This window comes from Rhizobium sp. BK275, assembly GCF_014193555.1.
In the GTDB taxonomy this organism is placed as follows: Bacteria; Pseudomonadota; Alphaproteobacteria; order Rhizobiales; family Rhizobiaceae; genus Rhizobium.
In genome coordinates this window covers 255,010-280,905 of record NZ_JACHZL010000009.1, presented here as the reverse complement: position 1 = coordinate 280,905, position 25,896 = coordinate 255,010, and the positions used below count along the sequence as shown (strand labels likewise).

Below are 25,896 nucleotides of genomic sequence, written 5' to 3'. Positions count from 1 at the left end.
GAGGTGTTAAGATCAAGTCGACGAACCGCGTTGTTCTAGACGGATCGCCGCGAGGAAGGCTCGTCCATATTCGGCAAGCTTTTCCGCCCTGTCGGTGCCATTGACGATACGGCGTGCGTTCACCCAATCCTCCCTCTCCTTATTGAGGTGGTCGCAAAGCCGGTGGCCGGCGAAGCTGCCGCGCAGCATGCCCTCAATCAGGATCGTCACGGCCGGCACCATTTCCATGGCGCGATCGGGCTCCGCGACGAGATCGATGCCGGTCACCTCGCTCATCGCCTCGTAATTGCGCCTGTGGGTGAGCTGCACCAGGCCGCGACCGAGCCAGCTTTTGCCATCCTCATCCAGCCGCCAGTAGGGCGTCTTCACCCAGGAGAGCCGACCGGACGCAAAGGCGGTCTCAAGGATCTCGACGGCGCGCGAATCACTTGTTGCCAGCGTCTCGCGCACAGGCTGCATCGTGTAAGCGGTCTCATGAAAGGCCGTCGCCAATATATAGGCCAGCCAGCGCCGATCTGCGGTAGCCAAATTCGCGTCCCAGTAGTCGAAAATGGCGTTCATGCCTTCGATCTGGGCCGGCGTGAGGCTGTCCTTGAACAAGGTGTGCTGCACAGTGTCGAAGAAGAATTGCCGGTCGATTGAGACAGTCATGATACGCTTCCCGGAGGTCCTTCGTGGTTAATATCAGCTTAATCGATTGAAATTAACTAAATCGTTTCAAGTGTGACCGGCGTAGATTTACACGCAGTTTTTATTGTGCGATGCATCAATTCGTAAGCACACCCTTGCTGAGGAAGAGAGGTATACGATGCAGACCAGCACAGAAACTCCGACCAAGATCCCCCAGCACGTCGTTGACCAAATGGAAAACGAGTGGCGCCAGGTACGCACGCAGCGCGAGAATCCGCGCCCGGTCCGCGTGCCCCCGCAGAACGACGCCTAAATACAATCCTGCCGGGTGAGGCCGTCCTGAACCCCTCACCCACGGCTCCCCGAGTCTGCAGCATTCGTGCTCTTGCCGACGTAGCGGCCACCGCCTATCCCTCAAGTTTCGCTGCAGCCAGCCTGTCCGCCAACCGGTCCAGCGTTCTGCGGAACATATCCTTGTCATCCAGCGCCCGCGAGAGCACCAGCGCGCCCTGAATGCCCGATACCGCCTCTTCAGCCGCGGCGAGCGCGGCGCCCTCATCGCAGCCGGCACGGACCAGCGCCTGGCGCAGCGCCTCGATCCAGCGGACGAAATAATCCCGGATGACCGGCGAAAAACGCTGGCGTGTCTCGTCCAACGCAAAGGCGCCGACGAGGCAGATACGGCTGCCGGAGCGGAAATAATCCATCACATTCGCCCACATCGCATCGATCGCCGCCCCGGCATCATCACGGCGCAGCGGCTCGTAGACGGCGCGTTCGAACCAGCCGTCGACATCGGCAAGGACGGCGGCCGCCATCTCTTCCTTCCCACCGGGAAAGAAGTGATAGAGGCTGCCCTTGCCGATGCCGGTACGCTCGGTGATGCGGCTGAGCGTCGCGCCCTCGTAGCCGAGCTCGCGGAAGATCTCTGCAAGCAGCGGCACGACATCGGCACGTTCATAAACGGTCTTCACAATTCACCTTACCTTCGAGCCTCAAAGGCCGAGGTCGGAAAGGCCCGGATGGTCATCGGGCCGCCGGCCGAGCGGCCAGTGGAACTTGCGATCCGATTCCTTGATCGGCAGATCGTTGATGCAGGCGAAACGGCGCTGCATCAAGCCCTCGGCATCGAATTCCCAATTCTCGTTGCCGTAGGAGCGGAACCAGTTTTTGCTGTCGTCATGCCATTCATAGGCAAAGCGCACGGCGATGCGATTGTCGGTGAAAGCCCAGAGTTCCTTGATCAGCCGGTAATCCAGCTCTTTCGCCCACTTGCGGGTCAAGAAGGCGACAATATCGGCGCGGCCGGTGACGAATTCGGCGCGGTTCCGCCACTGGCTGTCGGGCGTGTAGACGAGCGAGACGCGCTGCGGATCGCGGCTGTTCCAGCCGTCTTCCGCAAGGCGGACCTTCTGGGTTGCGCTTTCATGGGTGAAGGGGGGAAGCGGTGCAGGCATGCCTTGTCTCCTTTGCTGGGTTGTACCTTTCGTTTTGCATTGTACCGATCGGTACAATTGACGCAAGTGGTTTCGGCAGATGCCGTCTGCGACATTTTGGCTCGAGGGCGGAATGCGCACAGCAAAAAGGCCGTTCGAGGAATTCGAACGGCCCTGGCACTCATATGAATCGCTTTCAGAGCGCGGCATTTCCAATGGACGTCAGGCGAGCTTGCCCTCTTCCGCCTTGTAGAAATACTGGCTTGCCACCAGCCATCCCTTCAGCGGCCTCAGTGGCGGAATACAGGTGGCGAACATGAAGGGACCCGTCACCAAAAGCTGGACCCAGAGCGGCGCGGAGAAGGCAACTTCCAGCCAGACGCCGAGCAGCACGCTCGGCACGCAGGCGAAGCAGATGACGAAGAAGGCCGGGCCGTCGGCCGGATCGGCGAAGGAATAATCCAGCCCGCAGACTTCGCATTCCTTCTGCAGCGTGAGGAAACCCTTGAACATATGCCCCTGTCCGCAGCGCGGGCAGCGGCCCCGGATGCCGGTCTGCATCGGAGGGAGAGGAGGATATTCGGTGTCCATGGCGATCTCGCTTTTCGACGTTGCGGGCATTGGTGAAATCCATTCAATAGCCCATAATGTATGCATACAATATAATTACATTGAAAGCAGATTGCCAGTCCATTCGTCAGAATGACGCAGGGATTTTGCGGATTGAGGAGCGGAAGTGTTTGGCGGTGGGAGGATTGCCGCTGCGAGGACACGTTTGCGCGCTGGGCAAAACCCCTCCCCAACCCCTCCCCACAAGGGGGCGGGGCTAACCCGTGGCACCGCCTCGCCCAGCTTGAAACATTGAGGAAGTGAGGGGCGAGCGCAGCAGGTTAAGCCCCTCGCCCTTGTGGGTGAGGGGTTTGGGGCGGGGTCTTTATTGATTGAATTGAAGCCGTAAAACGGACCAGCAGCTCAGAAAAACGACGCCGACATTTCCGGCGGCCCCTCAAGCGCATGGGCCATGAAGTCCAGCGCGCCCTTCAGTCGTTCGCGACTGATCGGCCCGCCGAGGCAGACGCGCACGGCTTCGGGGGCGGCACCTTCCACCGTGAAGGCGTCGCTTGCCACAACGCCGATGCCGGAGGAGCGCATGTGGCTGCCGAATGTGGAGCGGGTCCAGCCGTTGGTCAGCGGCAGCCAGATGTTGAAGCTGATCGGATCGGCCCTATAGCTGCGCTCGGGCAGGATATTCGCCACCATCTGCTGGCGCGCACCCGCCTCCGCGCGGATGAAACGCAGGATCGTGTCGGCCGTGCCGTCCTCGATCCAGCGGGTGGCCAGCGCCACCGTCATCGGCGAGGCCATGACATTGTTGGTGCGCATGGCGCTGACGAAGGGCCAGATCGCCTTGGTGTCCGGCGCCACGACATAAGCAAGGCGAAGGCCGGCGCCGATGCATTTGGCGAGGCCGCCGATATGCCAGGTCAGATCAGGCGCGATTGCCGCCAGCGGCGGCGGGCCGTGCAGCGGAATGAAGCCGTAGGCGTCGTCTTCAACGATGGGCACATGATATTTGCGGGCGACGGCGGCGATTTCCTCGCGGCGCTTTTCGGGAATGGTCAGCGTCAGCGGGTTCTGCAGGGTCGGATTGAGATAGAGGGCCTTAGGCTGGATCCGCTCGCAGGCCTCGGCGAAGGCATCGGGCAGGATGCCCTCTTCATCCATCGGCAGGCCGGAGAGATTGAGGCGAAGCTGGGCGGCGATCGAGCGCATGCCGGGATAGGTGATGTTTTCCGACAATACGGTCTCGCCGGGCTTTGCCAGCAGGCCGAAGATCGCGAGCAGCGCCGGATGCGCGCCGGGTGTCACGAAGATGCGCTCCTGCGAAGGCACGAGCCCACGGCGGCTCAGCCAGGCGGCAGCCGCCTCCTTGTCCATGCCCGAGCCGCCGAAGCCCTGGTAACGCAGCAAGGGGATGAGATTGGTCGCCACGGCCGACATGCCCTCGCGCATGCGGGCGATCAATTCCTGATCGTCGGGCTCGGGCGGCAGGTTCATCGAGAAGTCGACGACCGAAGCGCGGCGCGGATCGGGTGCGGCATCGGACATGAAGCCACGGCGCTCGCGATCCTGCCCGCCGGTGACGAAAGTGCCTCGGCCGACATGCGAATCCACCAGGCCGCGCTTCTGCGCCTCGACATAACCGCGCGCGACCGTGGTGAAATCGATATTCAGGCGCTTGGCAAGCTCCCGCTGCGGCGGCAGCCTGTCCCCCACCGCCAGCACGCCGCTTCTCAGATCCATTTCGATCAGGTCGGCAATGGCCATGTAACGGGGGCTTGAGGAACGGGTAAGGTCGGGATGCCAGTCTTTCATTTCATGATCCGCAATTCGTGATCGACGCAGAAGGGATTCCCGTCGACATTGACCGTATATTGTTGCATCATCCCTCTGTCACGCAAAAACGTCGGCCAACAGGAGCCTGACGGATGACTGAATGCCGCATTCGAGACTGGCACGTTCCGCGATGCGAAGATTTTCTTTATATTGATTGCGCTTTGACTGCATTCATTTCTAGCATATCTGCATTCATTTTTTGCACAAAAATGCTTGTCAAATTGGCGTTAATTCCGTCTCATCCCAAAATTGAATGTATAATTGAATGCTTTTCCGCATGAATTGACCGCTATTTGTGCAAAGTCAATTTGGCACGGTGCTTGCAATTCAATGGCTGTACCCCGCGAGAGGGGCCTGACTTCAAACACAGGAGCCATTCATGCCCGCAGTTACCGCACCGGCCCACGCAGATGGAGACTTCTTCGTCGATTACGAAGAGAAGGTCTTCGAAGACGTCCAGGCCAAGGAGGGTGAGAAAGCCCTCATCACCTTCCATACCGTCGCCTTCGAAGGATCGATCGGTCTCGTGAACCTGCTGCAGGCCAAGCGCCTGAAGCGCAAGGGCTTCGAAACCTCCGTGCTGCTCTATGGCCCCGGCGTGACACTCGGCGTGCAGCGCGGCTTTCCCAAACTCGGCGCGGAAGCCTTCCCCGGCCATCTGAACTTCAACAACCAGATCAAGGGCTTCATGGAAGAAGGCGGCAAGGTCTATGCCTGCCGCTTCGCGCTGCAGGCGCTCTATGGCCATGGCGAACAGTCGCTGATCCCCGGCATCCGGCCGATCAGCCCGCTCGATGTGCTGGACATGATCCTGATCCACCGCCGCGACGGCGCCTTCATCCTCGATACCTGGACGCTCTGACCTGGGGACTGAACCCTTCTCCCCTCGGGGAGAAGGTGGCCCGAAGGGCCGGATGAGGGGGCCGCACGGCACATGTCGTCTTCGCCGATGGCTCAGACGTTCGCTCCTTCGTCGCTCACCCCCTCAGCTGTCCTGACGGACATCGACCGGGGTTGAGCCACTGGTCTCAACCCGTCCTTCGGACCCCCACTGGGGAGAAGCGGAAACCAAAAAGGATTTCGCCATGGAAAAGAAAATGACCGTGCGGGCCGCGGCCGCGCAGATCGCGCCGGATCTGACCTCGCGCGAAAAGACGCTGGCGCGCGTGCTGGAAACCATTCGCGAGGCGGCCGCCAAGGGCGCGGAGATCATCGTCTTTCCGGAGACCTTCGTACCCTGGTATCCCTATTTCTCCTTCGTGCTGCCGCCGGTGCTTTCCGGCCGCGAACATCTGCGCCTTTATGAAGAAGCCGTCACCGTTCCGAGTGAGGCAACCGATGCGGTCGCAGCGGCAGCCCGCGAGCGTGGCATCGTCGTGGCACTCGGCGTCAACGAGCGCGACCACGGCTCGCTCTACAATACCCAGCTGCTTTTCGATGCGGATGGCAGGCTCATCCTCAAGCGCCGCAAGATCACACCCACCTTCCACGAGCGGATGATCTGGGGCCAGGGCGATGCATCCGGACTCGCTGTCGTCGATAGCCACGTCGGGCGGCTCGGGGCGCTGGCCTGCTGGGAGCACTACAATCCGCTCGCCCGCTACGCGCTGATGGCCCAGCACGAGGAAATCCATATCGCCCAGTTTCCGGGTTCGATGGTCGGGCCGATCTTTGCCGAGCAGATGGAGGTGACGATCCGCCACCATGCGCTCGAAAGCGGCTGTTTCGTCGTCAACGCCACCGGCTGGCTGACCGAGGAGCAGATCAATTCCATCACGCCCGACCAGGGATTGCAGAAGGCGCTGCGCGGCGGCTGCATGACGGCGATCGTCTCGCCCGAGGGCAAGCACCTGGCGCCGCCGATCACCGAGGGCGAAGGCATCCTGATCGCCGATCTCGACATGAGCCTGATCACCAAGCGCAAGCGGATGATGGATTCGGTCGGCCACTATGCCCGCCCCGAACTGCTGCATCTCGTCATGGACGGCCGCGCCACCCAGCCGATGGTCGGCTCCGCACATTCCTTCGAAGCAAACACAGGGACCAAGAGCGATGGACAATACGACGTTTCTGCCGACCGAGACGCTGATCAACGAGTTGCAGTCCTTCGGAGCCAGGCTGGTTGATCCCAAGGCCGGGCACGAGAGCCGCCGCGGCGGCGCCGGCCCGTCCGACCACAAGGCGCTGACCATCGACGGCATGACCGTGATGGTACCGGTTCATACTGCGCCGGCCTTCGAAAGCCCCTATCTGGTCGAGAAGCCGGACGAGGAAGGCCGCAGCCGTATCAGCCGCGACGGGCGCGTGCTCGGCGAAGTGTCCTTCCCGCTGCGTCCGCGTTTCTACGAGCGCAGCACTGATGATGGCATCCCCTATTCGCAGATTGCCGTGCTGCATGGCCGCGACGTGCTGGCGACCACCGTGCTGCAGACCTGCATCCGCTATCAGAGCCGTACCAAGACCTGTCAGTTCTGCGCCATCGGCCAGTCGCTGGCGGCGGGTCGTACTGTTGCCCACAAGACGCCGGAGCAGCTGGCGGAGGTCGCCAAGGCCGCCGTCGAGCTGGACGGCGTCAAGCATATGGTGATGACGACGGGCACGCCGAAGGGGCCGGATCGCGGCGCTTCGATCCTTGCCGACAGCGCCCGCGCCATCAAGGCGGCCGTCGACCTGCCGATCCAGGCGCAGTGCGAGCCGCCGGAAGACGACATCTGGTTCTCGATCATGAAGGAAGCCGGCGTCGATGCGCTCGGCATGCATCTGGAGGTCGTGACGCCCGAGCTGCGCGAACGCATCATGCCCGGCAAGGCGCAGGTGCCGATCTCAAAATACATGGCCTCCTTCAAGGCCGCCGTCGAGGTCTTCGGGCGCGGCCAGGTCTCGACGTATATCCTCGCCGGTCTCGGCGATACGCGCGAGGCGATCCTCGAGATCTGCGAAAAGCTGGTCGCGACAGGCGTCTATCCCTTCGTCGTGCCCTTCGTGCCGATTTCGGGAACGCCGCTCGAGAGCCATCCGGCGCCGAAGCCAGACTTCATGCATTCGATCCTCGGTCCGCTCTCCAAAATGCTGGTCGATAGCGGCTTGAAGGCCGTCGACATCAAGGCCGGCTGCGGCAAATGCGGCGCCTGCTCTGCCCTTTCCTCCTATGAAAGGATGCTGACCAAATGATGCTGGAGCCCTTCTCGCCCTATCGCGCCAGCGAATTCCAGGTGAAGTTTTCCACTTCGGAATGGGAGCGGCAGGAAGCACATGCGCTGCGCCGCGCCGTCTTCTGCGAGGAGCAGAAGATCTTCGAGAACGACGACCGCGATGTGATCGACGAGCATGCGATCCCGATCGTGGCGTTGTCGATGATGGGGGTTGCCGCCGACCGGCTGGTCGGCACGGTGCGCATCCATCAGGAGGAGCCGGGACTCTGGTGGGGGTCGCGGCTCGCCGTGCACGAGGATTTCCGCAAGATCGGCGCGCTTGGCGCAACGCTGATCCGGCTTGCCGTTTCCTCGGCCAATGCAATGGGCTGCCACACGTTTCTGGCCAATGTGCAGGTGCAGAACGGACTGCTCTTCCGCCGGCTGCATTGGGACGTGATCGAGGAATTCGAGGTCTATGGCAAACCGCATCTGAGGATGAAGGCGGATCTTGCCTGGTACCCGCCCTGCCCCACGCCGGAAACCGGCCTGGTGGCGCTCGCCAGGAAGGCGGCGTGATGGCCAACAGGACCGATCTTGAGGCGCTTGCCGCCAAGCTCGCGGCCTCATCCGGCATCGCCGCCAAGGCCGATATCGGCACGGTCGCAGCCAGCCTCGGCCTCGCTGGACAGCCGGTAGTGGTGGGCGACGATTGCGCGGCACTGCCCGATGGCAACGGCTACATGCTTTTCGCCATCGAGGGCTTCATCAACGAATTCGTCGCCGCCGACCCCTGGTTTGCCGGCTGGTGCGGGGTGATGGTCAATATTTCCGATGTCGCCGCGATGGGCGGCCGCCCGATTGCCGTCGTCGACGCCGTCTGGGCGAATGGCGAGACAGGCGCCGCGCCGGTGCTCGAGGGCATGCGAGCGGCCGCACGAACGTTCGGCGTGCCAATCGTTGGTGGCCATACGAATATCCGCACCGATCGCGGCCAGCTCTCCGTCGCCATTCTCGGCAGGGCGAGAAAGCTGCTGACGAGTTTCGATGCCAAGGCGGGCGATGTGCTGATCGCCGCAATCGATCATCGCGGCCGTTATCGCGAACCTTTCAACAACTGGGAGGCGGCAACCGATGCCCCGCCCGCGCGGCTGCGCGGCGATCTGGAGATCCTGCCCGACATCGCAGAAGCCGGATTGGCATTGGCCGCCAAGGATATCAGCCAAGGCGGCATTGCCGGCACTGCGATCATGCTGGCGGAATGTTCTGATGTCGGCATCGACATCGATATTTCTGCGGTCCCGCTGCCGGATGGCGTGGCGCTCGACCGCTGGCTCGCGACCTTCCCGAGCTTTGGCTACCTGATCTCCACCACGCCTGAAAAGGCCGACGAGGTGATCCTGCGTTTTGCCGCCCGCAACATCAGTGCCACTGTCATCGGCAGCGTCACAGCCGGCAGCGAGGTGGCGCTAACGGACGGGACCGAGCGCGCCGTGATCCGCGACTATGCGGAGCAGCCGCTGTTGCAGCTTGGCCGGCAGGAGAACGCGGCATGACACGCAAGCTGCGGATCGCCATGCTCTCGCATTCCACCAATCCGCGTGGCGGCGTGGTGCATGCCATGCAGCTTTCCGAGGCGTTGGCGAGCTTCGGCCATGAGGTCGTGCTGCATGCGCCGGATGCAAAAGGGACGGGCTTTTTCCGTGAGCCGGCCTGTGGCGCGGTGTTGGTGCCGGTTGCGCAGGTTTCTCCCCCTTCTCCCCAGCGGGGAGAAGATGCCCGAAGGGCAGATGAGGGGGCGGAGCGAAGCGACGCATCGAGCGGCAAGCGAGATGCTAAACTTGCGGGCGCGGCCCCCTCATCCGACCCTTCGGGCCACCAACCGGGGTTGAGCCACGGGTCTCAACCCGTCCTTCGCACCCCCGCTGGGGAGAAGGGAGGAATGACCGCCATGGTCGAACAGAGGATCGCCGATTACATCAATCACTTCCAAAACCCCGCCGCCCGCGGTTTCGACATCTACCACGCCCATGACGGCATTTCCGGGAATGCGCTGGCAACCTTGAAGGAGCACGGGCTGATCCCGGCCTTCGTCCGCACCGTCCATCATATCGACCAGTTCGCCGATATCAGGCTGATGGCGCTGCAGGATCGCTCCATCGACCATGCCGACCTGTTTTTCACCGTCAGTTCGATGTGGCGCAAGACGCTCGAGGAGACGCGCGGCATCAGCTCCATCGTCGTCGGCAACGGCGTCGATACCAAGCGCTTCTCTCCCGCCGTCGACGGCAGCGCGCTGCGCCGCAAACTCAAGCTTCCTGATGGCCCTGTTTTCCTCGCCGTCGGCGGTATCGAGGCGCGCAAGAATACGATCGCCATGCTGGAAGCCTTCGGCCAAGTGCGCGCCATCCGCCCGGATGCGCAATTCGTCATCGCCGGCGGTGCTTCGCTGCTCGATCACAGCGGCTATCAGGGCGAGTTCCGCGCCGTGCTTGCCTCACTCGGCGGACATGCGGCTGCCGTCCACATCCTCGGGACCATTGCCGATGAGGACATGCCGGCGCTCTACCGGCTGGCCGATACGCTGGTCTTCGCCTCGGTCAAGGAAGGTTTCGGCCTCGTGGTGCTGGAGGCGATGGCGAGCGGCGTGCCCGTCGTGGTCTCCTCGATCGCGCCCTTTACCGAATATCTCTGTAACGATGACGTCGTCTGGTGCGATCCGCACAATGCCGCCTCGATCGCCGAAGCCATGGTGATCTCGCTCATGCCGCCGGTGCGCGCGGGGCTCATCCCGCGTGGGATGACACTTGCCGCCCATCACAGCTGGCAGCGCACGGCTGCCGCCCATCTCCAAGCCTACGAGACATTGAAGGAGCCTGCCCATGCCTGAAATGCGCTTCGTCATCGCCTGGCCGGATGGCCGCGAAGAGACCTGTTATTCGCCCTCCCTGGTGATCCGGGATTTCTTCGAGGAAGGCCAGACCTATCCGATCCGCGATTTTCTCGACCGCAGCCGCAAGGCGCTGACCATCGCCAGCGACCGGGTGGAAGCGAAATACGGCTATCCCTGCTCGCTTGCCCGCGGCCAGCTCGCCCGCATCGAGGAGGCGGGCTCCCTCTTTCTTGCCGACGTCGATGCGCGCGTGCGCTGCGAAACCTTCATTCTCTGAAAGGAACCCGACCCATGACCCTTTCCCTCAAGCCGCATTACAGCGCCGTCGTGATCGGCGGCGGTCAGGCCGGGCTTTCGGCCAGCCATTACCTGACGAAATACGGCATCGATCATGTCGTCTTCGAAAAGAAGACCGTGGCGCATAAATGGAAGAACGAGCGCTGGGACGCCTTCTGCCTGGTGACGCCGAACTGGCAATGCCAGCTGCCCGATCACCCCTATGATGGCGACGACCCGCACGGCTTCATGGTGAAGGACGAGATCATCGCCTATGTCGACCGCTTCGTGAAAAAGGTGAATGCGCCCGTGCTGGAAGGCACCAGCGTCACGTCGCTGGAAAAGGTGGGCGACCTCTTCCGGCTCTCGACCTCGGCTGGCGCGGTGACCGCCGACAGCGTCATCATCGCCACCAGCCTCTACAGCGCGCCGGCCATTCCGCGCGCCGCCGAGCGCATTCCCGACGATATCCTGCAGATCCACACGGCGGATTATCGCAATCCCGGCCAACTGCCGGAGGGCGCCGTCGTCGTCGTCGGCTCCGGCCAGTCCGGCTGCCAGATCGCCGAGGACCTGCATCTTGCCGGCCGCAAGGTGCATATGGTGACCGGCAATGCGCCACGCTGCGCCCGCTTCTACCGCGGCCGCGATGTGGTCGACTGGCTTGCCGATGTCGGCCAGTACGACATCACCGTCGAGCATGACGGCATGACCAAGAAGAAGCACGATACCAACCACTATCTGACCGGCCGCGACGGCGGGCGCGATATCGACCTACGCAAGTTCGCGCTGGAGGGCATGTCGCTCTATGGCCGCATGGACGGCGTGTCCGGCGGACGGATGATTTTCGAAGCCAACCTCAAATCCAATCTCGACAATGCCGACCGCGTCTTTAACGGCATCAATGCGCTGATCGACCGGCACATTGCCGAGAAGGGCATCGATGCGCCGCCGGCAAGCGTCTATGCGCCGCTCTGGGAGCCGGAAAGCGAACCGGCGGAACTCGATCTCAAGGCGGAAGGTGTCACCTCCGTCATCTGGGCAACCGGCTTTTTGCCTGACTGGTCATTCGTCGGCCTGCCGATCTTCGATGGCACCGGTTATCCGGTGCAACGGCGCGGCGTGACCGGCATAGACGGTGTCTACGTGCTCGGCCTGCCCTGGCTCTGGACCTGGGGTTCCGGCCGGTTCCTTGCCGTCGGCAAGGATGCCGAGCATGTGGTGGACCATCTCGCCAGCCATCTGGAAGCCGCCCGTCCTGTCCTCAAACAGGCGGCCAGCGCTTGAACATGAATGTAGCGATCCTCGATTTTCATCCGCCCGAGCCGTCAGCGCGCGAGCTGATGGAACTGGCGCTTGCGCCGCACATGCTGATCGGCATGCCGCACCTGACGCCCACGGGCCTTTCGGAGACGTGGGCGATGAAGGAGCTCGGGCATCGCCACTGGCTGATGCTCGCCCGCCATCTCGGCATGGAGAATGCCGATTTCCGCACACCCGACGGCGGCGAGGCCTATGCGGCGATCTGCGCGACGTCGCTGGAGCACGCAAATTTCGATGCGGTGCGTGCCAATGACGTGCTGACGATCCGCTCGGCGCTCTCGCCGATCTCGCGCACGCAGGTCTCGACCCGTCACCGGCTTTTCGTGCGCGGCAACCTGATCGGCGAGGTGGAGTTGATCTCCACCTTCGTCTGCCGCATGCGGGAGGGCGACAATTACTCGATCGCCCGCGTTCCCCTGCCCGGCCTGACGGCGGCTGCCGAGGATAATGCCTTGGCAAGGACGGCGGCACTGCTGCGCGCCGGCACGCTGGAGACGCATTTCGGTCTGCCGGCCAATCCGGCCAAGGCGTTGCGCGGCTATCGGTTCGAGCCGGATGCCTCGCAGGAATTCAACGGCGCTGGCCTCTTCTACTTCGCCGAATTCCAGGCGCTCACCGATCGCGCCTTCGGGCGGTGGTTCCCTGAGCTTTCGCAGGTGTCCCGGCGAGAGATATTCTTTTCCGGCAATATCCGGCCGGGCGAAGCCGTGCGGGTGGAATTGATGGGGCTTTCTCCAGACCGACGGCAAGCCTGCTGCCGGCTGCGGCGGGAAGAGGATGGCAAGGTGATCGGCAAAGCCTTTATGGAGTGGCAGGCGGACGAATTGATGCCTGCTTGAGCGCATCCCGAAGCACCTCAAATACCCTGCTATCCAGCGTCTGGGAGACATTGAAGCGCATGAAGCCGGTGGCCGATTGCGACAGGCTGAAGGCATTGCCGGGCGCCAGTACGACATTGCGGGCAAGTGCGGCGCGCGCCACGACGGCGGCGTCGAGGCCGTCAGGCAGGTGGCACCAGAGGAACATGCCAGCCTGCGGCTCCAGCCAGGGCCGGATGCCCAGGGCTTTCAGCCGCGTCGTCACCTCGAACATCGTCTTGGAAAGGCGGCTGCGCAGGTTTTCCGCATGTTTGCGATAGCTGCCGTCGCTGAGCACGCCGAGCACCAGTTCGGCATTCATTCGTGCACCGCCGAAGGATGTGGCGATCTTGAGATCGATCAGGCCCTCAATCCAGTCCGGCCGCGCCGCAATGAAGCCGCAGCGTGCGGCGGCCGAGAGCGTCTTGGAAAAACTGCCGATATGGATGACGCGATCCAGCCCGTCGAAGGCGGCAAGACGCGGTGCGGCCGCATGTTCGAAATCGGCGAAGATATCGTCCTCGATGATGGTCAGGCCATGCTGCTCGGCGAGCTTCAAGAGCCGGTGGGCCGTCACCGGCGAGAGTGTCGCGCCGGTCGGGTTATGGATTGCGGAATTGGTGATGTAGAGCCGCGGCCTGTGCTCGGCGAGTGCGCCGGCGAAGCGTTCGATATCGGGGCCGGAGGGCGTGTAGGGAACGCTGACGACCTTGGCGCGATGGGCTCTCAGCAGCGCATGAAAGTTGAAATAGCAGGGATCGTCGACCAGCACCGTATCGCCGGGTTCGATCAGGAAGCGGCAGAGAAAATCGATCGCCTGGGTTCCGGATTCGGTGAGCATGATCTGGTCGGGCGAGGCCTCTATGCCGCGCTCGGCCATGCGCCTGACAATGAGCTGGCGCAGCGGCAGAAGGCCGAGCGGGGCGCCGTAATCGGAAAGGCTTGCGGCATCGGTGCGCGACAGAGTTCTCAGCGTCCGGCGGATGGCGTCTTGCGGAAACCAGGAAGGTGGCAGCCAGCCGCAGCCGGGTTTGAGGTCGCTTTCACGCGCCTCCAGCGATTGCCGCGACACCCAGAAGGGATCGACGGCGCGATCGAGCTTCGGGCCGATATCGGCGAGCGAGAGTGGTGCCGTCTGGCTCGCGACATAAAAGCCGGAACCGGGGCGTGAGAGGATCGCGCCTTCGGCGACCAGCCGTTCATAGGCATCGACCACCGTCGAGGCAGAGACTTTCAAGGTTCCCGAAAGGCTGCGGATCGACGGCAGCTTTGAGCCTGGTGTGAGGCTGCGGCCGGCAATGCGCTGGCGGATCGTCGCCATGACCATGCCGACCCTGCTGCCAGCCTGTATCTGCTCGTCCATCCGTACTGGTCCTTTCACCATTACAGTTTCAGCAAACTGTATCGAACTGTGGCTGGCAACACCAGCGCGAAGCGCCGATAAGCGTGGGACGAACTAATGAGGGAGCCTCGCATGGATCGCACCGCGACCGGATGGATCAATGGTTTTATCGGCGTGCTGATCTTCAGCGGGTCGCTGCCGGCCACACGCGTGGCAGTGATGCAGCTTGATCCGGTTTTTCTGACAGTCGCCCGAGCGGCGATTGCCGGCATTCTGGCGCTCTGCCTGCTGATCGCCTTCCGTGAGAAGAGGCCTTCGCGGCAGGATCTCATCTCGCTCGTCGTTATCGCGCTTGGCGTTGTCGTCGGCTTTCCGCTGCTGACAGCGCTGGCGCTGCAGCATGTGACCTCGGCGCATTCGATCGTCTTCATCGGCCTGCTGCCGCTCGCGACCGCGATCTTCGGCGTCGTCAGGGGCGGCGAGCGGCCGAAGCCGGCATTCTGGCTTTTCTCATTGCTCGGCAGCGCCTTGGTCGCAGGCTTTGCGCTGATGCAGGGGCTGACCGCCTCGCCTATCGGCGATGCGCTGATGCTCGGCGCCATCATCGTCTGCGGGCTCGGTTATGCCGAAGGCGCCAGGCTGTCGCGTCGGCTCGGTGGCTGGCAGGTGATTTCCTGGGCTCTCGTCGTATCCCTGCCGGTCATGCTTGTGGCTGCCATCGCCTACCGGCCGCCCAACCTCGCCGACATCCAGACGCCCGCCATGCTGGGCCTCGCCTATGTCTCGCTCTTCAGCATGCTGATCGGTTTCATCTTCTGGTATCGCGGCCTCGCGCAGGGCGGCATCGCCGCCGTCGGCCAGCTGCAGTTGCTGCAGCCCTTCTTCGGGCTGGCGCTTGCCGCAACGCTGCTGCGCGAAACGGTGAGCTGGTCCATGCTTGCCGTGACGGTCGCCGTCATTCTCTGCGTGGCCGGGGCACGCAAGTTTGCGAAATAGGCTTGCGAATTGACAGTTCGGATATCGTGTAATAATTAAAGTTACATGATGAGAGATGACCATCCGCCCTCGCCCCCTGACAGATCTGCGGCCCGCGTGCCGGCATCCCCCTTCACCGGGGATGCGGTCAAATCCTATCTTGAAGGTCCGCCGCGCCAGGTTCCGGGTTTCTCAAGCCTGCATCGCATGGCGGCGATGCTGATGGCGGAGCGCACACCCGTGAACGGCCGGGTGCTCGTGCTTGGTGCGGGCGGCGGACTGGAACTCAAGGCTTTTGCCGAGGCGCACGAGGGCTGGACTTTTGACGGTGTGGATCCCTCCGCCGACATGCTGCAACTGGCAAGGCAGGTCGTCGGAGAGCACGGCAGACGCATCGGTTTTCACGAGGGCAGCATCAATGTCGCGCCGGAGGGTCCGTTCGACGCGGCGGCGTGCCTGCTGACCTTCCATCATATCCCTCGCGAACAACGCCTTGAAACACTTCAGCAAATTCGGCGTCGCCTGAAAGCGGATGCGCCGTTTGTTCTGGCGCATGTGAGCTTCCCGCAAACGGAGCCGGAGCGATCGATATGGATCGATCGGCATATCGCTTATGGCGCACCCGATGGGGCGGATCCTGCGCGGCTGAACAATGCCCGCAAGGCCATGCGGGAAAGGCTCGAAATCCTCGCCCCAGAAGATGAGGAGGCCATGCTGCGCGCGGCAGGCTATTCAGACGTAACCCTGTTCTACGCGGCCTTCAGCTTCAGAGGTTGGGTGGCTTATGCCTAACCAAGCTGCCTGTCGCGGCCCTCAAGCCTGCCTGATCCGGTGCCGATGCGCGGCCTGTTTGGCGCGATTGCCGCAGAGCGCCATGCTGCACCAGCGCCTGCGATGACCACGGGTGTGATCGGCAAACAGCAGCGTGCAGGACGGGCCTTCGCAGGCCTTCACATTGGAAAAATCCTCCGTGCAGACAAAACGGCCGAGCGCCTCGCCGACCGGTAGCAACAGCGCTTCCGGCGAGCGCCATTTGCGCATGTGCTGGAAGTCGAAGACCTCGCCCTCATCGGTCTGCCGCGCCACGACGCGGCTGTACCCTTCGTCGCGTTCCAGCAGACGGTTCAGCGGTTCGAGCTCGGTGAGCGCCTCGGGCTTCAACGGCTTTCCCCTGTGCTCGCGGACGAAGGTCCGGAACCACTCGCGCAGATTCCTCGCCTGATCGGCGACCTTGTCCAATTCTCCCGGCAGCGCCTGAGCCCGTATGGCCTCCAGCGTTTCCAACGAGACGAGCTTTGCCTGATCGAGCCAGCGCAGCAATCCCTCCCCGTCCTCGATCGCGTCGACAGGCACATCGACTGACGTTGCCACCGAGTTCAGAAAATCCAGCGCCGGTGCATCACCCAGAAAAAGGGCGGTAGAGTGGTTATCCATCACGGGTCCTATTCCGGCTGCCGTGCAATCCAAAGCAGCTTCTTTCGAAACGTTGTTTATATGTAACCGTTCAAATTGCTGTTGACAAGTTATCTTCTTCGAGAGTAACCGTTCTATACCGATTTAAGCAGTTACGAGGCGAAAACGAAGGAAACATGACGATGACCAAGATCAGCTACCGCAACACCACCGTCGACGGCATCAAGATCGCCTATCGCGAGGCCGGCGCGCGGGGCGCTCCGAAGCTCCTGCTGCTGCATGGCTTCCCGACCTCCGGCCACATGTTCCGCGATCTGATCCCGCTGCTTGCCGATCGCTATCACATCATCGCCCCTGATCTTCCGGGCTTCGGCCAATCTGGCGATCCGGCTGTCAACAGCTTCGACAGCATTGCAGAGACGATCGACCGCTTCACCGAGATCGTCGGCTTCGATCGCTATGCCGTCTATGTCTTCGATTACGGCGCGCCGACGGGCTTCCGCTTGGCGGTGAAGCATCCAGAGCGGATCACGGGCATCATCTCACAGAATGGCAATGCCTATGTCGATGGCCTCAGCGAGGCATGGAACCCGGTGCGGGCCTATTGGCAGGATGGAACGCAAGAAAACCGCGCCGTGCTGAAGGCGTTCCTCGGGCCGGAAACGACGATCTGGCAGTATACGCATGGCGTTGCCGATCCGACCACGGTCTCGCCAGACGGTTATTCGCTCGACAATTTCTATCTCTCGCGTCCGGGCGCGGAAGATGTGCAGCTCGATCTGATGGGCGACTACAAGAGCAATGTGGCGCTTTACCCGACCTTTCAGGATTACTTCCGGACCCACAAACCGCGCTTCCTTGCCGTCTGGGGCAAGAACGATCCCTTCTTCCTGCCACCAGGTGCGGAGGCATTCGCCCGCGATATTCCCGATGCCGTAATCAAGTTCTTCGACACCGGCCATTTCGCGCTCGAAACGCATGCGGAAGAGATCGCCGCCGCGATCCGCGATTTCCTCGGCTGAGGCTGACCGACTATCCGGAGGTGACGCAGAAATTGTTGCCTTCGGGATCGTTCAGCACGGTATAGTCAGCCGTTTCACGCACGAAGGTCGCGCCGAGCGATATCAGGCGCGCGACCTCCTTTTCGCGGTCATCGGCTGCGATATCGAGATGAACGCGGTTGCGGGCCGGCCGCTCTCCCCGGCGAAGATGGAAGCAGAGGCGCGTTCCCGGGCCTGCGACCATCACCACCGGGTCGGTTTCGGGTGTCAGGCCGAGCGCTGCCAGACGCGCGATTTCCTCATCGTCGTAAGGCAGAACCGCATAGCCGTCGAGCGCCTCAGCCCAGAAGCGGGCGACGCGCGAGGGCAGATCGCAATCGACGACGATTTCCTTCAGCCGCCCCATCGTCTCTCACGAATTGCCGGAGCGGCGCTGGACGACACGTTCAGCGACCGCGCCGCCGACTGCGGGCAGCAGGCCGAAAAGGATCAGTTGCGGCGTTCCTGTCAGCGCCAACAGGCTGGACAGGAGAATGGCGATGAGCATTCCTGCCAGTCCGCCTACCAGATAGGGAAGGTAATCTTTCAAGAGAGCCTCCGTGTTATCGGGTTTCAGTCGACGTGATTGAACAGGGTCCCAGATAGGACGCTTTGCGGTATCGGCAATGACCGGTTTTGGCACGAAACGCTTTTGGGCCGATCTAGCCGCTTGCTTTCTTTGAAGCGGGTTTGCGCGCCGTGTTCAGCGCCACTGCCGCCTGCACCAGCGCCTTCAGTGCCGTTTCATTGATCTCCTCCCCTTCATGAATATCAATCGCGCGTCGCGTATTGCCTTCAAGGCTGGAGTTGAAAAGGCCAGCGGGGTCTTCCACGGAAGCACCTTTGGCGAAGGTCAGCTTCACCACGGCCTTATAGGTTTCGCCGGTGCAGATGATGCCGGCATGTTCCCAGACCGGGACGCCACGCCATTTCCACGTTTCCTCCACGTCCGGGTCGGCCTCGCGGATGATGGCTCTGACACGGGCGAGCGTTTCGCCGCGCCAGTCGCCGAGTTCCTTGATCTTCGCATCGATGCGTTCGGCGGGAGAGGGTTCCTTTGGTTCCGTTTCCTTTTTCGTCGTCGCCGCTTTCTTCATCGTCTCTCTTCCTTACATTTTCTCGCCCGGCAGCAGGCTCGCCTGCTTCACCCATTCTGTAAACTGCGCCTCGTCGATCTCATCCTCTTCGTGGATGTGGAAATAACGTGTTTCCGCGGTCTTGGATTCTCCCGACGGAACCGGCTTGAGCCCGGCGCCGCGGAAGAAGGCGACCTTGATGTATTTGTTGAAGCAGTGGATGCCGAGAAACCAGCCGTCGCCCTTCATACCGTAGAGCGGCGAGTTCCATTTGACGGCCTTGTGGGCATCGGGAACGGTGCGCATGATCAGTCCGTCGAGGCGGCGGCCGACCTCGCTTTTCCAGCCGGGCATGGCGGCAATATAGGCCTGCACCGGGCCATCGCCCTCGCCTTTGGCGATCTGCGGATTGCCGCCTGACAGCAATCGCGGTTCTGCCTGTCTGTCAGTCGTTTTGTCGACCATGGGGTTCCTCCACCGAGGGGGATAATAAGGAGGGATCACCGGATTTCCAGTCACACCGGGCGGGTCGTTTCCAACATCACGGCTTCATGACGCGGAAAAATTGCGACAGGAGCGAAAACCCGTGGCATAAGGGCGCCAAATTCTCTTGAAGCACCCGCGTTAGACATGATCCGTATCGACAATATCAGCAAGCAGAACAGCCACCGCATCCTCTTCATCGAAGCCACAGCCGCCCTCAATCGCGGCGAAAAGATCGGCCTGGTCGGCCCGAACGGCGCCGGCAAGACCACGCTTTTTCGCATGATCAACGGCGAAGAGCTGCCGGATGAAGGCCAGGTCTCGGTCGAAAAGCACGTCACCATCGGCTATTTCAACCAGGATGTCGGCGAAATGGCCGGCCGCAGCGCGGTTGCCGAAGTGATGGAAGGCGCCGGCCCCGTCAGCATCGTCGCAGCAGAACTGCGCGAGCTGGAAGCGGCCATGTCCGATCCCGACCGCATGGACGAGATGGAAGAGATCATCGAGCGCTATGGCGAAGTGCAGGCGCGCTATGAGGAACTGGACGGCTATGCGCTCGAAGGCCGGGCGCGTGAGGTTCTGGCGGGTCTCAGCTTCAGCCAGGAGATGATGGACGGCGATGTCGGCGCGCTTTCGGGCGGCTGGAAGATGCGCGTGGCCCTCGGCCGCATCCTGCTGATGCGGCCGGACGTGATGCTGCTCGACGAGCCGAGCAACCATCTGGATCTCGAAAGCTTGATCTGGCTGGAAGAATTCCTCAAAACCTATGAAGGCGCGCTGCTGATGACCTCGCACGATCGCGAGTTCATGAACCGCATCGTCACCAAGATCATCGAGATCGATGCCGGCTCGCTCAACAGCTATTCCGGCGACTACGGCTTCTACGAGCAGCAGCGGGCACAGAACGAGAAGCAGCAGCAGGCGCAATTCGAGCGCCAGCAGGCGATGCTTGCCAAGGAAATCAAGTTCATCGAGCGCTTCAAGGCGCGCGCCAGCCACGCCTCGCAGGTACAGAGCCGTGTGAAGAAGCTGGAAAAGATCGAGCGCGTCGAGCCGCCGAAGCGCCGCCAGACGGTGGCCTTCGAATTCCAGCCGGCGCCGCGTTCGGGCGAAGACGTCGTCAACCTCAAGAACGTGCATAAGAAATACGGCAGCCGCGTTATCTATGAAGGCCTGGATTTCATGGTCCGCCGCAAGGAGCGCTGGTGCATCATGGGCGTCAATGGCGCCGGCAAGTCGACGCTGCTGAAGCTGGTGACGGGCACTGCCGATCCTGATGCCGGCAGTGTGGCGCTGGGTGCCAGCGTCAAGCTTGGCTATTTCGCCCAGCACGCCATGGACCTGCTCGATGGCGAGCGTACCGTGCTGGAATGGCTGGAAGATTCCTTCCCGCTTGCCGGCCAGGCGCCGCTCAGAGCGCTTGCCGGCTGCTTCGGCTTTTCGGGCGATGACGTCGACAAGCGCTGCCGCGTGCTTTCCGGCGGCGAGAAGGCCCGCCTCGTCATGGCCAAGATGCTGTTCGACCCGCCGAACTTCCTCGTGCTCGACGAGCCGACCAACCATCTCGATCTCGACACCAAGGAAATGCTCATCAAGGCGCTCGCCGATTTCGAGGGCACGATGCTGTTCGTCTCGCACGACCGGCACTTCCTTGCCGCCCTTTCCAACCGCGTGCTGGAACTGACGCCCGACGGCATCCACCAGTATGGCGGCGGCTACACGGAATATGTCGAGCGCACCGGCTACGAGGCTCCCGGCATCCACGCTTAACGGCTAAACGCGTCTACACCGGTCAGTTCCGCCGAGAGCGCCCAGAGACGGGCCGCCTCGTCGGGATCGACGGCATAGGCGCGCACGCTGGTTTCCGCGCCGTCGTCCGAGATGACAGCGACGTTACAATCGGCGCAATAGATGCCGCCGAGGCCTGCAAGCTGCGGCGAGGTTGCAGCCCAGACCTGTGTCGCGGCGCCCTGTGCAGGCGTTTTGAAACTCGGGTCGATGGCATTGCCCTCGGCATCGATCCAGCCGGCGGCGACCATTTCCTCCTTCTGCAAATGGCGCTGCAGCGGCGTCAAGATCTTGCCGGGATGCAGCGAGAAAGCGCGTATGCCGGTATCCCTGCCCAGCCTGTCGAGCTGCACCGCAAAGAGCGCGTTTGCAGTCTTCGACTGTCCATAGGCCTGCCACCGGTCATAACCCTTGGTGAACTGGATATCGTCCCAGCGGATGGGCGTGATGCCATGAGCACCGGAGGAGACGGCAACCACGCGGGCTCCGCTTGCAATCGCCGGCCAGAGACGGTTGACGAGCGCGAAATGGCCGAGATGGTTGGTGGCAAATTGCGCCTCCCAGCCCGGCCCTATCAGAGTTTCCGGGCAGGCCATGATACCGGCGCTGTTGATGACCATATCGGCCTTGCGTCCCGACGCGACGAAGCGCTCGGCAAACCGCCGCACGCTTTCGAGATCGGAAAGATCGAGCCTTTCTACCTCTACATTGGCGATACCGGCGAGCGCCCTGGCCGCCTCTTCGGGCCGGCGGGCGCCGACCAGCACATGGCTGCCTGCCCGCGACAGCGCCTTCGTCGTCTCCAGTCCGAGGCCGGAATGGCCGCCGGTGACGATTGCCAGTCTGCCCGTGAGATCGATGCCCGCGAGCACGTCGTCAGCCGTCGAGCGGGCACCGAAACCGGAGCTGATCGGGTGTTGCGCGTTTTCCATTGATGTCTCCTTTCTGCTTTCGGCCGAAGAGTAATGCGGTGGCGCGCATACGATCTATGCGTTAAAGTCCACGATATGTTTGCGATCGTCCGGATTTCCACATGAGTTCCGTTTCCATGGATCCGCTCTCCGATGTGCTGGCGCTTTTGAAGCCGAAGAGCTACGTCTCGCTCGGGCTCGATGCCGGCCGCGACTGGGCGATTGATTTTCCGCCGCCGCAGGGCATCAAGTTCAATGCCGTGCTTTCGGGCAGCTGCTGGCTGGAGGTGGAGGGCGTCGAGCCCATCCTGCTCGAAGAGGGCGATTGTTTCCTGCTGACGCAAAGCCGGCCCTTCCGCATGATGAGCGATCGCAGCCTGCCGACAATCCCGGCCCATGATATCTATGCGCATGCGAAGGATGGGGTTGCCATCTGCAATGGCGGCGGCGCCTTCTTCCTGGTCGGCAGCCGCTTCGGCTTTTCCGGCGCCGGCGCGGATCTGCTTGTCGGCATATTGCCGCCGGTCGTCCATATCAGCGAACATTCGGATCAGGCTTCGGTTCTGCGCTTTGCGATCGACCAGATGGCGCGGGAACTGCGCGGCCGGCATCCGGGCGGTTTCCTGATGACGGAGCATCTGGCGCATATCATGCTGATGCAGATCCTGCGACTCTATCTCGCAGCCCCCGATACCGAAGGCACCGGCTGGCTCTTTGCGCTCGCCGACCGGCAGATCGGCCTGGCGATCGGCGCCATGCATGCCGAGCCGGCGCGGCGCTGGACGCTGCAGCAGCTTGCCACGTTGGCCGGCATGTCGCGCTCCTCCTTTGCCGAGCGCTTCAAGGAGAAGGTCGGAGCCGCGCCGATGGATTATCTCACCCGCTGGCGTATGATGCTGGCAGGCGAGCGTCTGACAAACAGCAGCGAGCCGATCGGCACGATCGCCCTTTCGCTCGGCTACGAGTCCGAAAGCGCCTTCAGCACTGCCTTCAAGCGGGTGATGGCGCGCTCGCCGCGGCAGTATGGCCGAGAGGCGGCCGCTCAAGCGAGATAAGGTCAGGTGAGATAAGGCCGGGTAAAAGACCGCAGGCCACAGGTCTTGCAGCGGAGCGTTCCGTTACATAGTTATCAAGGGAATGGTATGCGTCCGGCCCTTGCCGGCCCTCGCGACATTCCGAGCCATTGTGCTGCGCCTTACGAGGATGAAACCATGAATATCGACAGGATCCTGCGGTCAGTTGTGGCCGTTCGCGCCTCCATCCCCGAAGATGCCTTCACCGCGAATACGCTGGGCACCCGCCGGGAAGGAAGTGGCGTCGTCATCAGGGATAACGGGCTGGTGCTCACCATCGGCTACCTGATCACCGAAGCCGACGATATCTGGCTGACGCGCCAGGACGGCAAGGTCGTTCCCGGCCATGCGCTGGCTTACGATCAGGAAACCGGCTTCGGCCTCATTCAGGCGCTTGCGCCCCTCGACCTGCCGGCGGTCGAAATCGGCGACAAGGTCAAGACCAAAGTCGGCGACGCGGTGATCCTTGCCGATGGTCTGGGCGAATTCGTGCAGGCCCATATCGTCGCCAAGCAGGAATTTGCGGGCTACTGGGAATATCTGCTCGACGAGGCGATCTTCATCGCACCGGCCCACCCCTCCTGGGGCGGCGCGGCGCTCATCAGCGACGAGGGCAAGCTGCTCGGCATCGGATCGCTACGCCTGCAGATGATCCAGGACGAAGAGGTCGCAGATATCAACATGGTCGTGCCGATCAACCTTCTGCCGCCAATCTTGGAAGACGTGCTGCACCGCGGCCACATCGACCGGCCGCCGCGCCCGTGGCTCGGCGCCTTTTCGGCCGAAAGCAACGGCGAAGTGGTAGTCATGAGCGTTGCCAAGGGCGGCCCGGCAGCACAGGCCGGCCTGCAGCAGGGCGACGTCATCTCCGAAATCCGCGACGGCGAGGTGGACGGGCTTGCCGATTTCTACCGGAAGGTCTGGAAGAGCGGGCCTGCGGGGTCGGAAATTCCGATACGCGTGCTGCGCAATGGTCGTGAAGCCTGGCTGCGCATCAAATCTGCCGACCGCAACAGCTTCCTGAAGAAGCCGCTGATGCAGTAAAGCCCAACGGTGCTCAGAGATAGAGCGGCGCCATCCGGCGGCATTTAGATGTAGAGCGGCGCCATCCGGCGCCAGGCACCCGCGCGGTGTGCCCTGCCATCCCAGAAATGCAGTTGATGGCCGACGCCCTTTTCGGCAAGCAGCCGGCTGAGGTATCGGTTGTTGTCAAGGAAGGGATCCTCGTTGCCGATCGTCAGGACGATATCGACCTGGCGCAGCTTCTCCAGCCGCCAGTCAGAGGGAAGACCCGGCAGGAAATGCGTCGGCATGTGGAAGTAGACGGTCTCGTCGTAATAGCCCTCGAAGAGATCACCGAAGGACTCGACCCTCATCGTCAGGTCGTAGCGGCCGGAAAAGGCCACCAGCTTGCGAAAGAGATGCGGGTGGCGAAAGACGAGGCTGGCGGCCTGGAAGGCGCCGAGGCTGCAGCCGTGGACGATGGTGCATTCGTGCCGGTTGCGGCTCTCCATCAGCGGCAGAACCTCGTTCAGCACATATTCTTCGAAAGCGATATGGCGACTGATACGATCGGCCGGATGGCGGCGGAAATCGTAGAAGGTCTCGTTCGCCAGGCCTTCGATGCAGAAAAGCTGCAGGTGACCGGCCTCGAGTTTATCTCTGAGGCTGGCGACGATGCCGAGATGTTCGTATTCCCAAAAGCGCCCTTCCCGCGTTGGGAACATCAGTACTTTGGCGCCGGCATGGCCGAACACCAGAAGCTCCATGTCACGATGGAGCCGATCGCTGTACCAGCGCAGATATTCTCGGTTCATAGACCCCTGAAAAACCGCCCGACTCGCTCGTGCAGCGCAGTCTGCTGCACTGCACTATCAAGATAGTCGAAATGCCCGGCATCCAGGATGAAGATTTCATTAAATTTTGATTGCGGCAGAGCGTTCGCCACCGTGAACTGACAGGGAGGTGCTACCGCCGGATCGAAGAGCGCGACAGCGGTCAGCATCGGCACTTTGATACGCGTCGCAGCCGTTGCGGCATCGAAAAGGCGCAGCTTTTCAAAGACCTCGGGATGGGTCTTTGCATATTCCTGCACCGAATGGGCGCTGCCGACAGTCGGCAATGTCAGCCACAGCTTGCGGTTCCCGAAGGTCGGCACGGTCAGATGGCCGCGCGTGATTCTGACATCAAAGGGAATTGCGAGCGCGCCGATGCCACCGCCGAAGCTGATGCCGCTATAGCCGATATGGCCTGACAGAGCTGGATAGAGCGCCAGCAGCACAGAGACGGCAACCCAGAGATCCTCGACACAGCCGCCGATCACGTAATGATCGGGATCGTCGATATCGTGCAGCACATGCCAGGGCGCCTCCGGCGAGATCGGCGGATGGGCGCTGCGCGACATGCCGCGGAAGCAGGGAAAGAGGATCGCGGTCTCCTCGACCGGGATATCGAATTCCGGCTGGTCGCGGCCGCCATAACCGTGGCCGACGACGAGACCGCGCTTGATCTCGCCCTTGCGGGGCGTAAGCAGCCAGCCGCCGATGCTGATATTATCGGTGGAGGTGTAAACGATATCCTGCACATGCCAGTCCGGATGGGCGTCCTTGCTCTTGGTCAGCACCGGCTGCGGCCTCACCGTCAGTGCCCTGGCATAGCGTTTCTGCCAGAAAGCATCGAAGCCCGGCGGTGCCTCGGGCGGGCGGATCGCCTGCAGATCGGCAAGCGTCATGCCGTAAGTGGGGTCGAAGTCGAAGGGGTATTCTGTCGGGATGCTCATGCAACGCTTGTTGCCGCGAAACCGGCCGTGGGGCAAGACCCGCGGGGATGTCCCAATACTGCCTTCGGCGTCC

The 25,896-nt window shown here is 62.3% G+C and carries 29 protein-coding genes; 15 read left to right on the top strand and 14 right to left on the bottom strand.

The genetic code is table 11. The annotated features are described in order from the left end of the window. Nucleotides 1–12: 12 nt before the first annotated feature. From FHT82_RS26900 to FHT82_RS26880, 5 genes are all read right to left on the bottom strand, one after another. Nucleotides 13–651, bottom strand: coding sequence for a hypothetical protein (locus tag FHT82_RS26900; protein WP_183735747.1), 639 nt, complete (start codon nucleotides 649–651; stop codon nucleotides 13–15). A gap of 386 nt (nucleotides 652–1,037) precedes the next feature. Further along, on the bottom strand, nucleotides 1,038–1,604 hold the full coding sequence (locus tag FHT82_RS26895; RefSeq protein WP_183735746.1) for a TetR/AcrR family transcriptional regulator: 567 nt from the start codon (nucleotides 1,602–1,604) through the stop codon (nucleotides 1,038–1,040). A 21-nt stretch (nucleotides 1,605–1,625) separates the two neighbouring features. Then, nucleotides 1,626–2,087 carry a nuclear transport factor 2 family protein gene (locus FHT82_RS26890; RefSeq protein ID WP_183735745.1) on the bottom strand — a complete coding sequence of 154 codons (462 nt, stop codon included), beginning with the start codon at nucleotides 2,085–2,087 and terminating at the stop codon, nucleotides 1,626–1,628. Nucleotides 2,088–2,288: 201 nt separating this feature from the next. Next, nucleotides 2,289–2,657 carry a DUF983 domain-containing protein gene (locus tag FHT82_RS26885; protein ID WP_183735777.1) on the bottom strand — a complete coding sequence of 123 codons (369 nt, stop codon included), beginning with the start codon at nucleotides 2,655–2,657 and terminating at the stop codon, nucleotides 2,289–2,291. A 381-nt stretch (nucleotides 2,658–3,038) separates the two neighbouring features. Continuing rightward, nucleotides 3,039–4,442, bottom strand: a complete 1,404-nt coding sequence (locus FHT82_RS26880; protein WP_183735744.1) for a PLP-dependent aminotransferase family protein — start codon at nucleotides 4,440–4,442, stop codon at nucleotides 3,039–3,041. A 400-nt stretch (nucleotides 4,443–4,842) separates the two neighbouring features. Here FHT82_RS26880 and FHT82_RS26875 point away from each other — a divergent pair, with 400 nt between their 5' ends. The 9 genes from FHT82_RS26875 (at nucleotide 4,843) to FHT82_RS26835 (ending at nucleotide 12,925) form a co-directional block, all read left to right on the top strand. Beyond that, a complete protein-coding gene (locus FHT82_RS26875; protein WP_113427328.1) occupies nucleotides 4,843–5,325 on the top strand; it encodes an MSMEG_0572/Sll0783 family nitrogen starvation response protein in 483 nt (160 codons plus the stop codon). A gap of 223 nt (nucleotides 5,326–5,548) precedes the next feature. Beyond that, on the top strand, nucleotides 5,549–6,589 hold the full coding sequence (locus FHT82_RS26870) for a Nit6803 family nitrilase (protein WP_183735743.1): 1,041 nt from the start codon (nucleotides 5,549–5,551) through the stop codon (nucleotides 6,587–6,589). After that, entirely contained in the window at nucleotides 6,516–7,634 is a 1,119-nt protein-coding gene (locus tag FHT82_RS26865) for an MSMEG_0568 family radical SAM protein (protein WP_183735742.1), read from the top strand. Before FHT82_RS26870 ends, FHT82_RS26865 begins: the two co-directional genes overlap by 74 nt. Then, nucleotides 7,631–8,173: an MSMEG_0567/Sll0786 family nitrogen starvation N-acetyltransferase gene (locus FHT82_RS26860; RefSeq protein WP_183735741.1), complete on the top strand. Its 543-nt coding sequence runs from the start codon at nucleotides 7,631–7,633 to the stop codon at nucleotides 8,171–8,173. The genes FHT82_RS26865 and FHT82_RS26860 overlap by 4 nt, the downstream gene beginning before the upstream one ends. Then, a complete protein-coding gene (locus FHT82_RS26855) occupies nucleotides 8,173–9,150 on the top strand; it encodes a sll0787 family AIR synthase-like protein (protein WP_183735740.1) in 978 nt (325 codons plus the stop codon). The genes FHT82_RS26860 and FHT82_RS26855 overlap by 1 nt, the downstream gene beginning before the upstream one ends. Beyond that, nucleotides 9,147–10,484, top strand: a complete 1,338-nt coding sequence (locus FHT82_RS26850) for an MSMEG_0565 family glycosyltransferase (protein ID WP_183735739.1) — start codon at nucleotides 9,147–9,149, stop codon at nucleotides 10,482–10,484. The genes FHT82_RS26855 and FHT82_RS26850 overlap by 4 nt, the downstream gene beginning before the upstream one ends. Next, nucleotides 10,477–10,764, top strand: a complete 288-nt coding sequence (locus FHT82_RS26845) for an MSMEG_0570 family nitrogen starvation response protein (RefSeq protein ID WP_183735738.1) — start codon at nucleotides 10,477–10,479, stop codon at nucleotides 10,762–10,764. The genes FHT82_RS26850 and FHT82_RS26845 overlap by 8 nt, the downstream gene beginning before the upstream one ends. Nucleotides 10,765–10,778: 14 nt before the next feature. After that, a complete protein-coding gene (locus FHT82_RS26840; RefSeq protein WP_183735737.1) occupies nucleotides 10,779–12,050 on the top strand; it encodes an MSMEG_0569 family flavin-dependent oxidoreductase in 1,272 nt (423 codons plus the stop codon). A 2-nt stretch (nucleotides 12,051–12,052) separates the two neighbouring features. Next, complete coding sequence (locus FHT82_RS26835) at nucleotides 12,053–12,925, top strand: Pnap_2097 family protein (RefSeq protein WP_183735776.1); 873 nt, start codon at nucleotides 12,053–12,055, stop codon at nucleotides 12,923–12,925. Here FHT82_RS26835 and FHT82_RS26830 read toward each other — a convergent pair. Further along, on the bottom strand, nucleotides 12,888–14,327 hold the full coding sequence (locus FHT82_RS26830) for a PLP-dependent aminotransferase family protein (protein WP_183735736.1): 1,440 nt from the start codon (nucleotides 14,325–14,327) through the stop codon (nucleotides 12,888–12,890). The genes FHT82_RS26835 and FHT82_RS26830 overlap by 38 nt on opposite strands. A gap of 90 nt (nucleotides 14,328–14,417) precedes the next feature. Between FHT82_RS26830 and FHT82_RS26825 the strand changes: the two genes are divergently transcribed. Continuing rightward, on the top strand, nucleotides 14,418–15,281 hold the full coding sequence (locus FHT82_RS26825; RefSeq protein ID WP_183735735.1) for a DMT family transporter: 864 nt from the start codon (nucleotides 14,418–14,420) through the stop codon (nucleotides 15,279–15,281). Between the two features lie 45 nt (nucleotides 15,282–15,326). Next, the gene (locus tag FHT82_RS26820; RefSeq protein WP_183735734.1) at nucleotides 15,327–16,052 is read left to right on the top strand and encodes a class I SAM-dependent methyltransferase; all 726 of its coding nucleotides are present in this window, start codon (nucleotides 15,327–15,329) and stop codon (nucleotides 16,050–16,052) included. 21 nt (nucleotides 16,053–16,073) lie between these two features. Here FHT82_RS26820 and FHT82_RS26815 read toward each other — a convergent pair whose 3' ends face one another. Beyond that, nucleotides 16,074–16,694, bottom strand: a complete 621-nt coding sequence (locus FHT82_RS26815) for a CGNR zinc finger domain-containing protein (protein WP_183735775.1) — start codon at nucleotides 16,692–16,694, stop codon at nucleotides 16,074–16,076. A 161-nt stretch (nucleotides 16,695–16,855) separates the two neighbouring features. Here FHT82_RS26815 and FHT82_RS26810 point away from each other — a divergent pair, with 161 nt between their 5' ends. Further along, nucleotides 16,856–17,695, top strand: a complete 840-nt coding sequence (locus FHT82_RS26810) for an alpha/beta hydrolase (protein ID WP_183735733.1) — start codon at nucleotides 16,856–16,858, stop codon at nucleotides 17,693–17,695. Between the two features lie 10 nt (nucleotides 17,696–17,705). Here the strand turns inward: FHT82_RS26810 and FHT82_RS26805 are convergent, their stop codons facing one another. The 4 genes from FHT82_RS26805 to FHT82_RS26790 all read right to left on the bottom strand — a co-directional run bounded on the left by FHT82_RS26805 (nucleotide 17,706) and on the right by FHT82_RS26790 (nucleotide 19,254). After that, complete coding sequence (locus FHT82_RS26805) at nucleotides 17,706–18,080, bottom strand: VOC family protein (protein WP_183735732.1); 375 nt, start codon at nucleotides 18,078–18,080, stop codon at nucleotides 17,706–17,708. A gap of 6 nt (nucleotides 18,081–18,086) precedes the next feature. Further along, a complete protein-coding gene (locus FHT82_RS26800) occupies nucleotides 18,087–18,263 on the bottom strand; it encodes a hypothetical protein (protein WP_183735731.1) in 177 nt (58 codons plus the stop codon). A 112-nt stretch (nucleotides 18,264–18,375) separates the two neighbouring features. Continuing rightward, nucleotides 18,376–18,810, bottom strand: coding sequence for a DUF1801 domain-containing protein (locus FHT82_RS26795; protein WP_183735730.1), 435 nt, complete (start codon nucleotides 18,808–18,810; stop codon nucleotides 18,376–18,378). 12 nt (nucleotides 18,811–18,822) lie between these two features. Then, on the bottom strand, nucleotides 18,823–19,254 hold the full coding sequence (locus FHT82_RS26790) for a DUF1801 domain-containing protein (protein WP_183735729.1): 432 nt from the start codon (nucleotides 19,252–19,254) through the stop codon (nucleotides 18,823–18,825). Nucleotides 19,255–19,419: 165 nt separating this feature from the next. Here FHT82_RS26790 and FHT82_RS26785 point away from each other — a divergent pair, with 165 nt between their 5' ends. Continuing rightward, complete coding sequence (locus FHT82_RS26785; protein ID WP_183735728.1) at nucleotides 19,420–21,042, top strand: ABC-F family ATP-binding cassette domain-containing protein; 1,623 nt, start codon at nucleotides 19,420–19,422, stop codon at nucleotides 21,040–21,042. Here the strand turns inward: FHT82_RS26785 and FHT82_RS26780 are convergent. Continuing rightward, on the bottom strand, nucleotides 21,039–21,992 hold the full coding sequence (locus tag FHT82_RS26780; protein ID WP_183735727.1) for an SDR family NAD(P)-dependent oxidoreductase: 954 nt from the start codon (nucleotides 21,990–21,992) through the stop codon (nucleotides 21,039–21,041). The genes FHT82_RS26785 and FHT82_RS26780 overlap by 4 nt on opposite strands. A 116-nt stretch (nucleotides 21,993–22,108) precedes the next feature. Here FHT82_RS26780 and FHT82_RS26775 point away from each other — a divergent pair, with 116 nt between their 5' ends. After that, a complete protein-coding gene (locus FHT82_RS26775; protein ID WP_183735774.1) occupies nucleotides 22,109–23,026 on the top strand; it encodes an AraC family transcriptional regulator in 918 nt (305 codons plus the stop codon). A 156-nt stretch (nucleotides 23,027–23,182) separates the two neighbouring features. Next, a complete protein-coding gene (locus FHT82_RS26770; RefSeq protein WP_183735726.1) occupies nucleotides 23,183–24,088 on the top strand; it encodes a S1C family serine protease in 906 nt (301 codons plus the stop codon). Nucleotides 24,089–24,132: 44 nt separating this feature from the next. Here the strand turns inward: FHT82_RS26770 and FHT82_RS26765 are convergent, their stop codons facing one another. Together FHT82_RS26765 and FHT82_RS26760 are read right to left on the bottom strand one after the other, a co-directional pair. Beyond that, nucleotides 24,133–24,861, bottom strand: coding sequence for an alpha/beta hydrolase-fold protein (locus FHT82_RS26765; protein ID WP_183735725.1), 729 nt, complete (start codon nucleotides 24,859–24,861; stop codon nucleotides 24,133–24,135). Beyond that, a complete protein-coding gene (locus FHT82_RS26760; RefSeq protein WP_183735724.1) occupies nucleotides 24,858–25,823 on the bottom strand; it encodes an acetylxylan esterase in 966 nt (321 codons plus the stop codon). Before FHT82_RS26760 ends, FHT82_RS26765 begins: the two co-directional genes overlap by 4 nt. Between the last annotated feature and the right edge of the window lie 73 nt (nucleotides 25,824–25,896).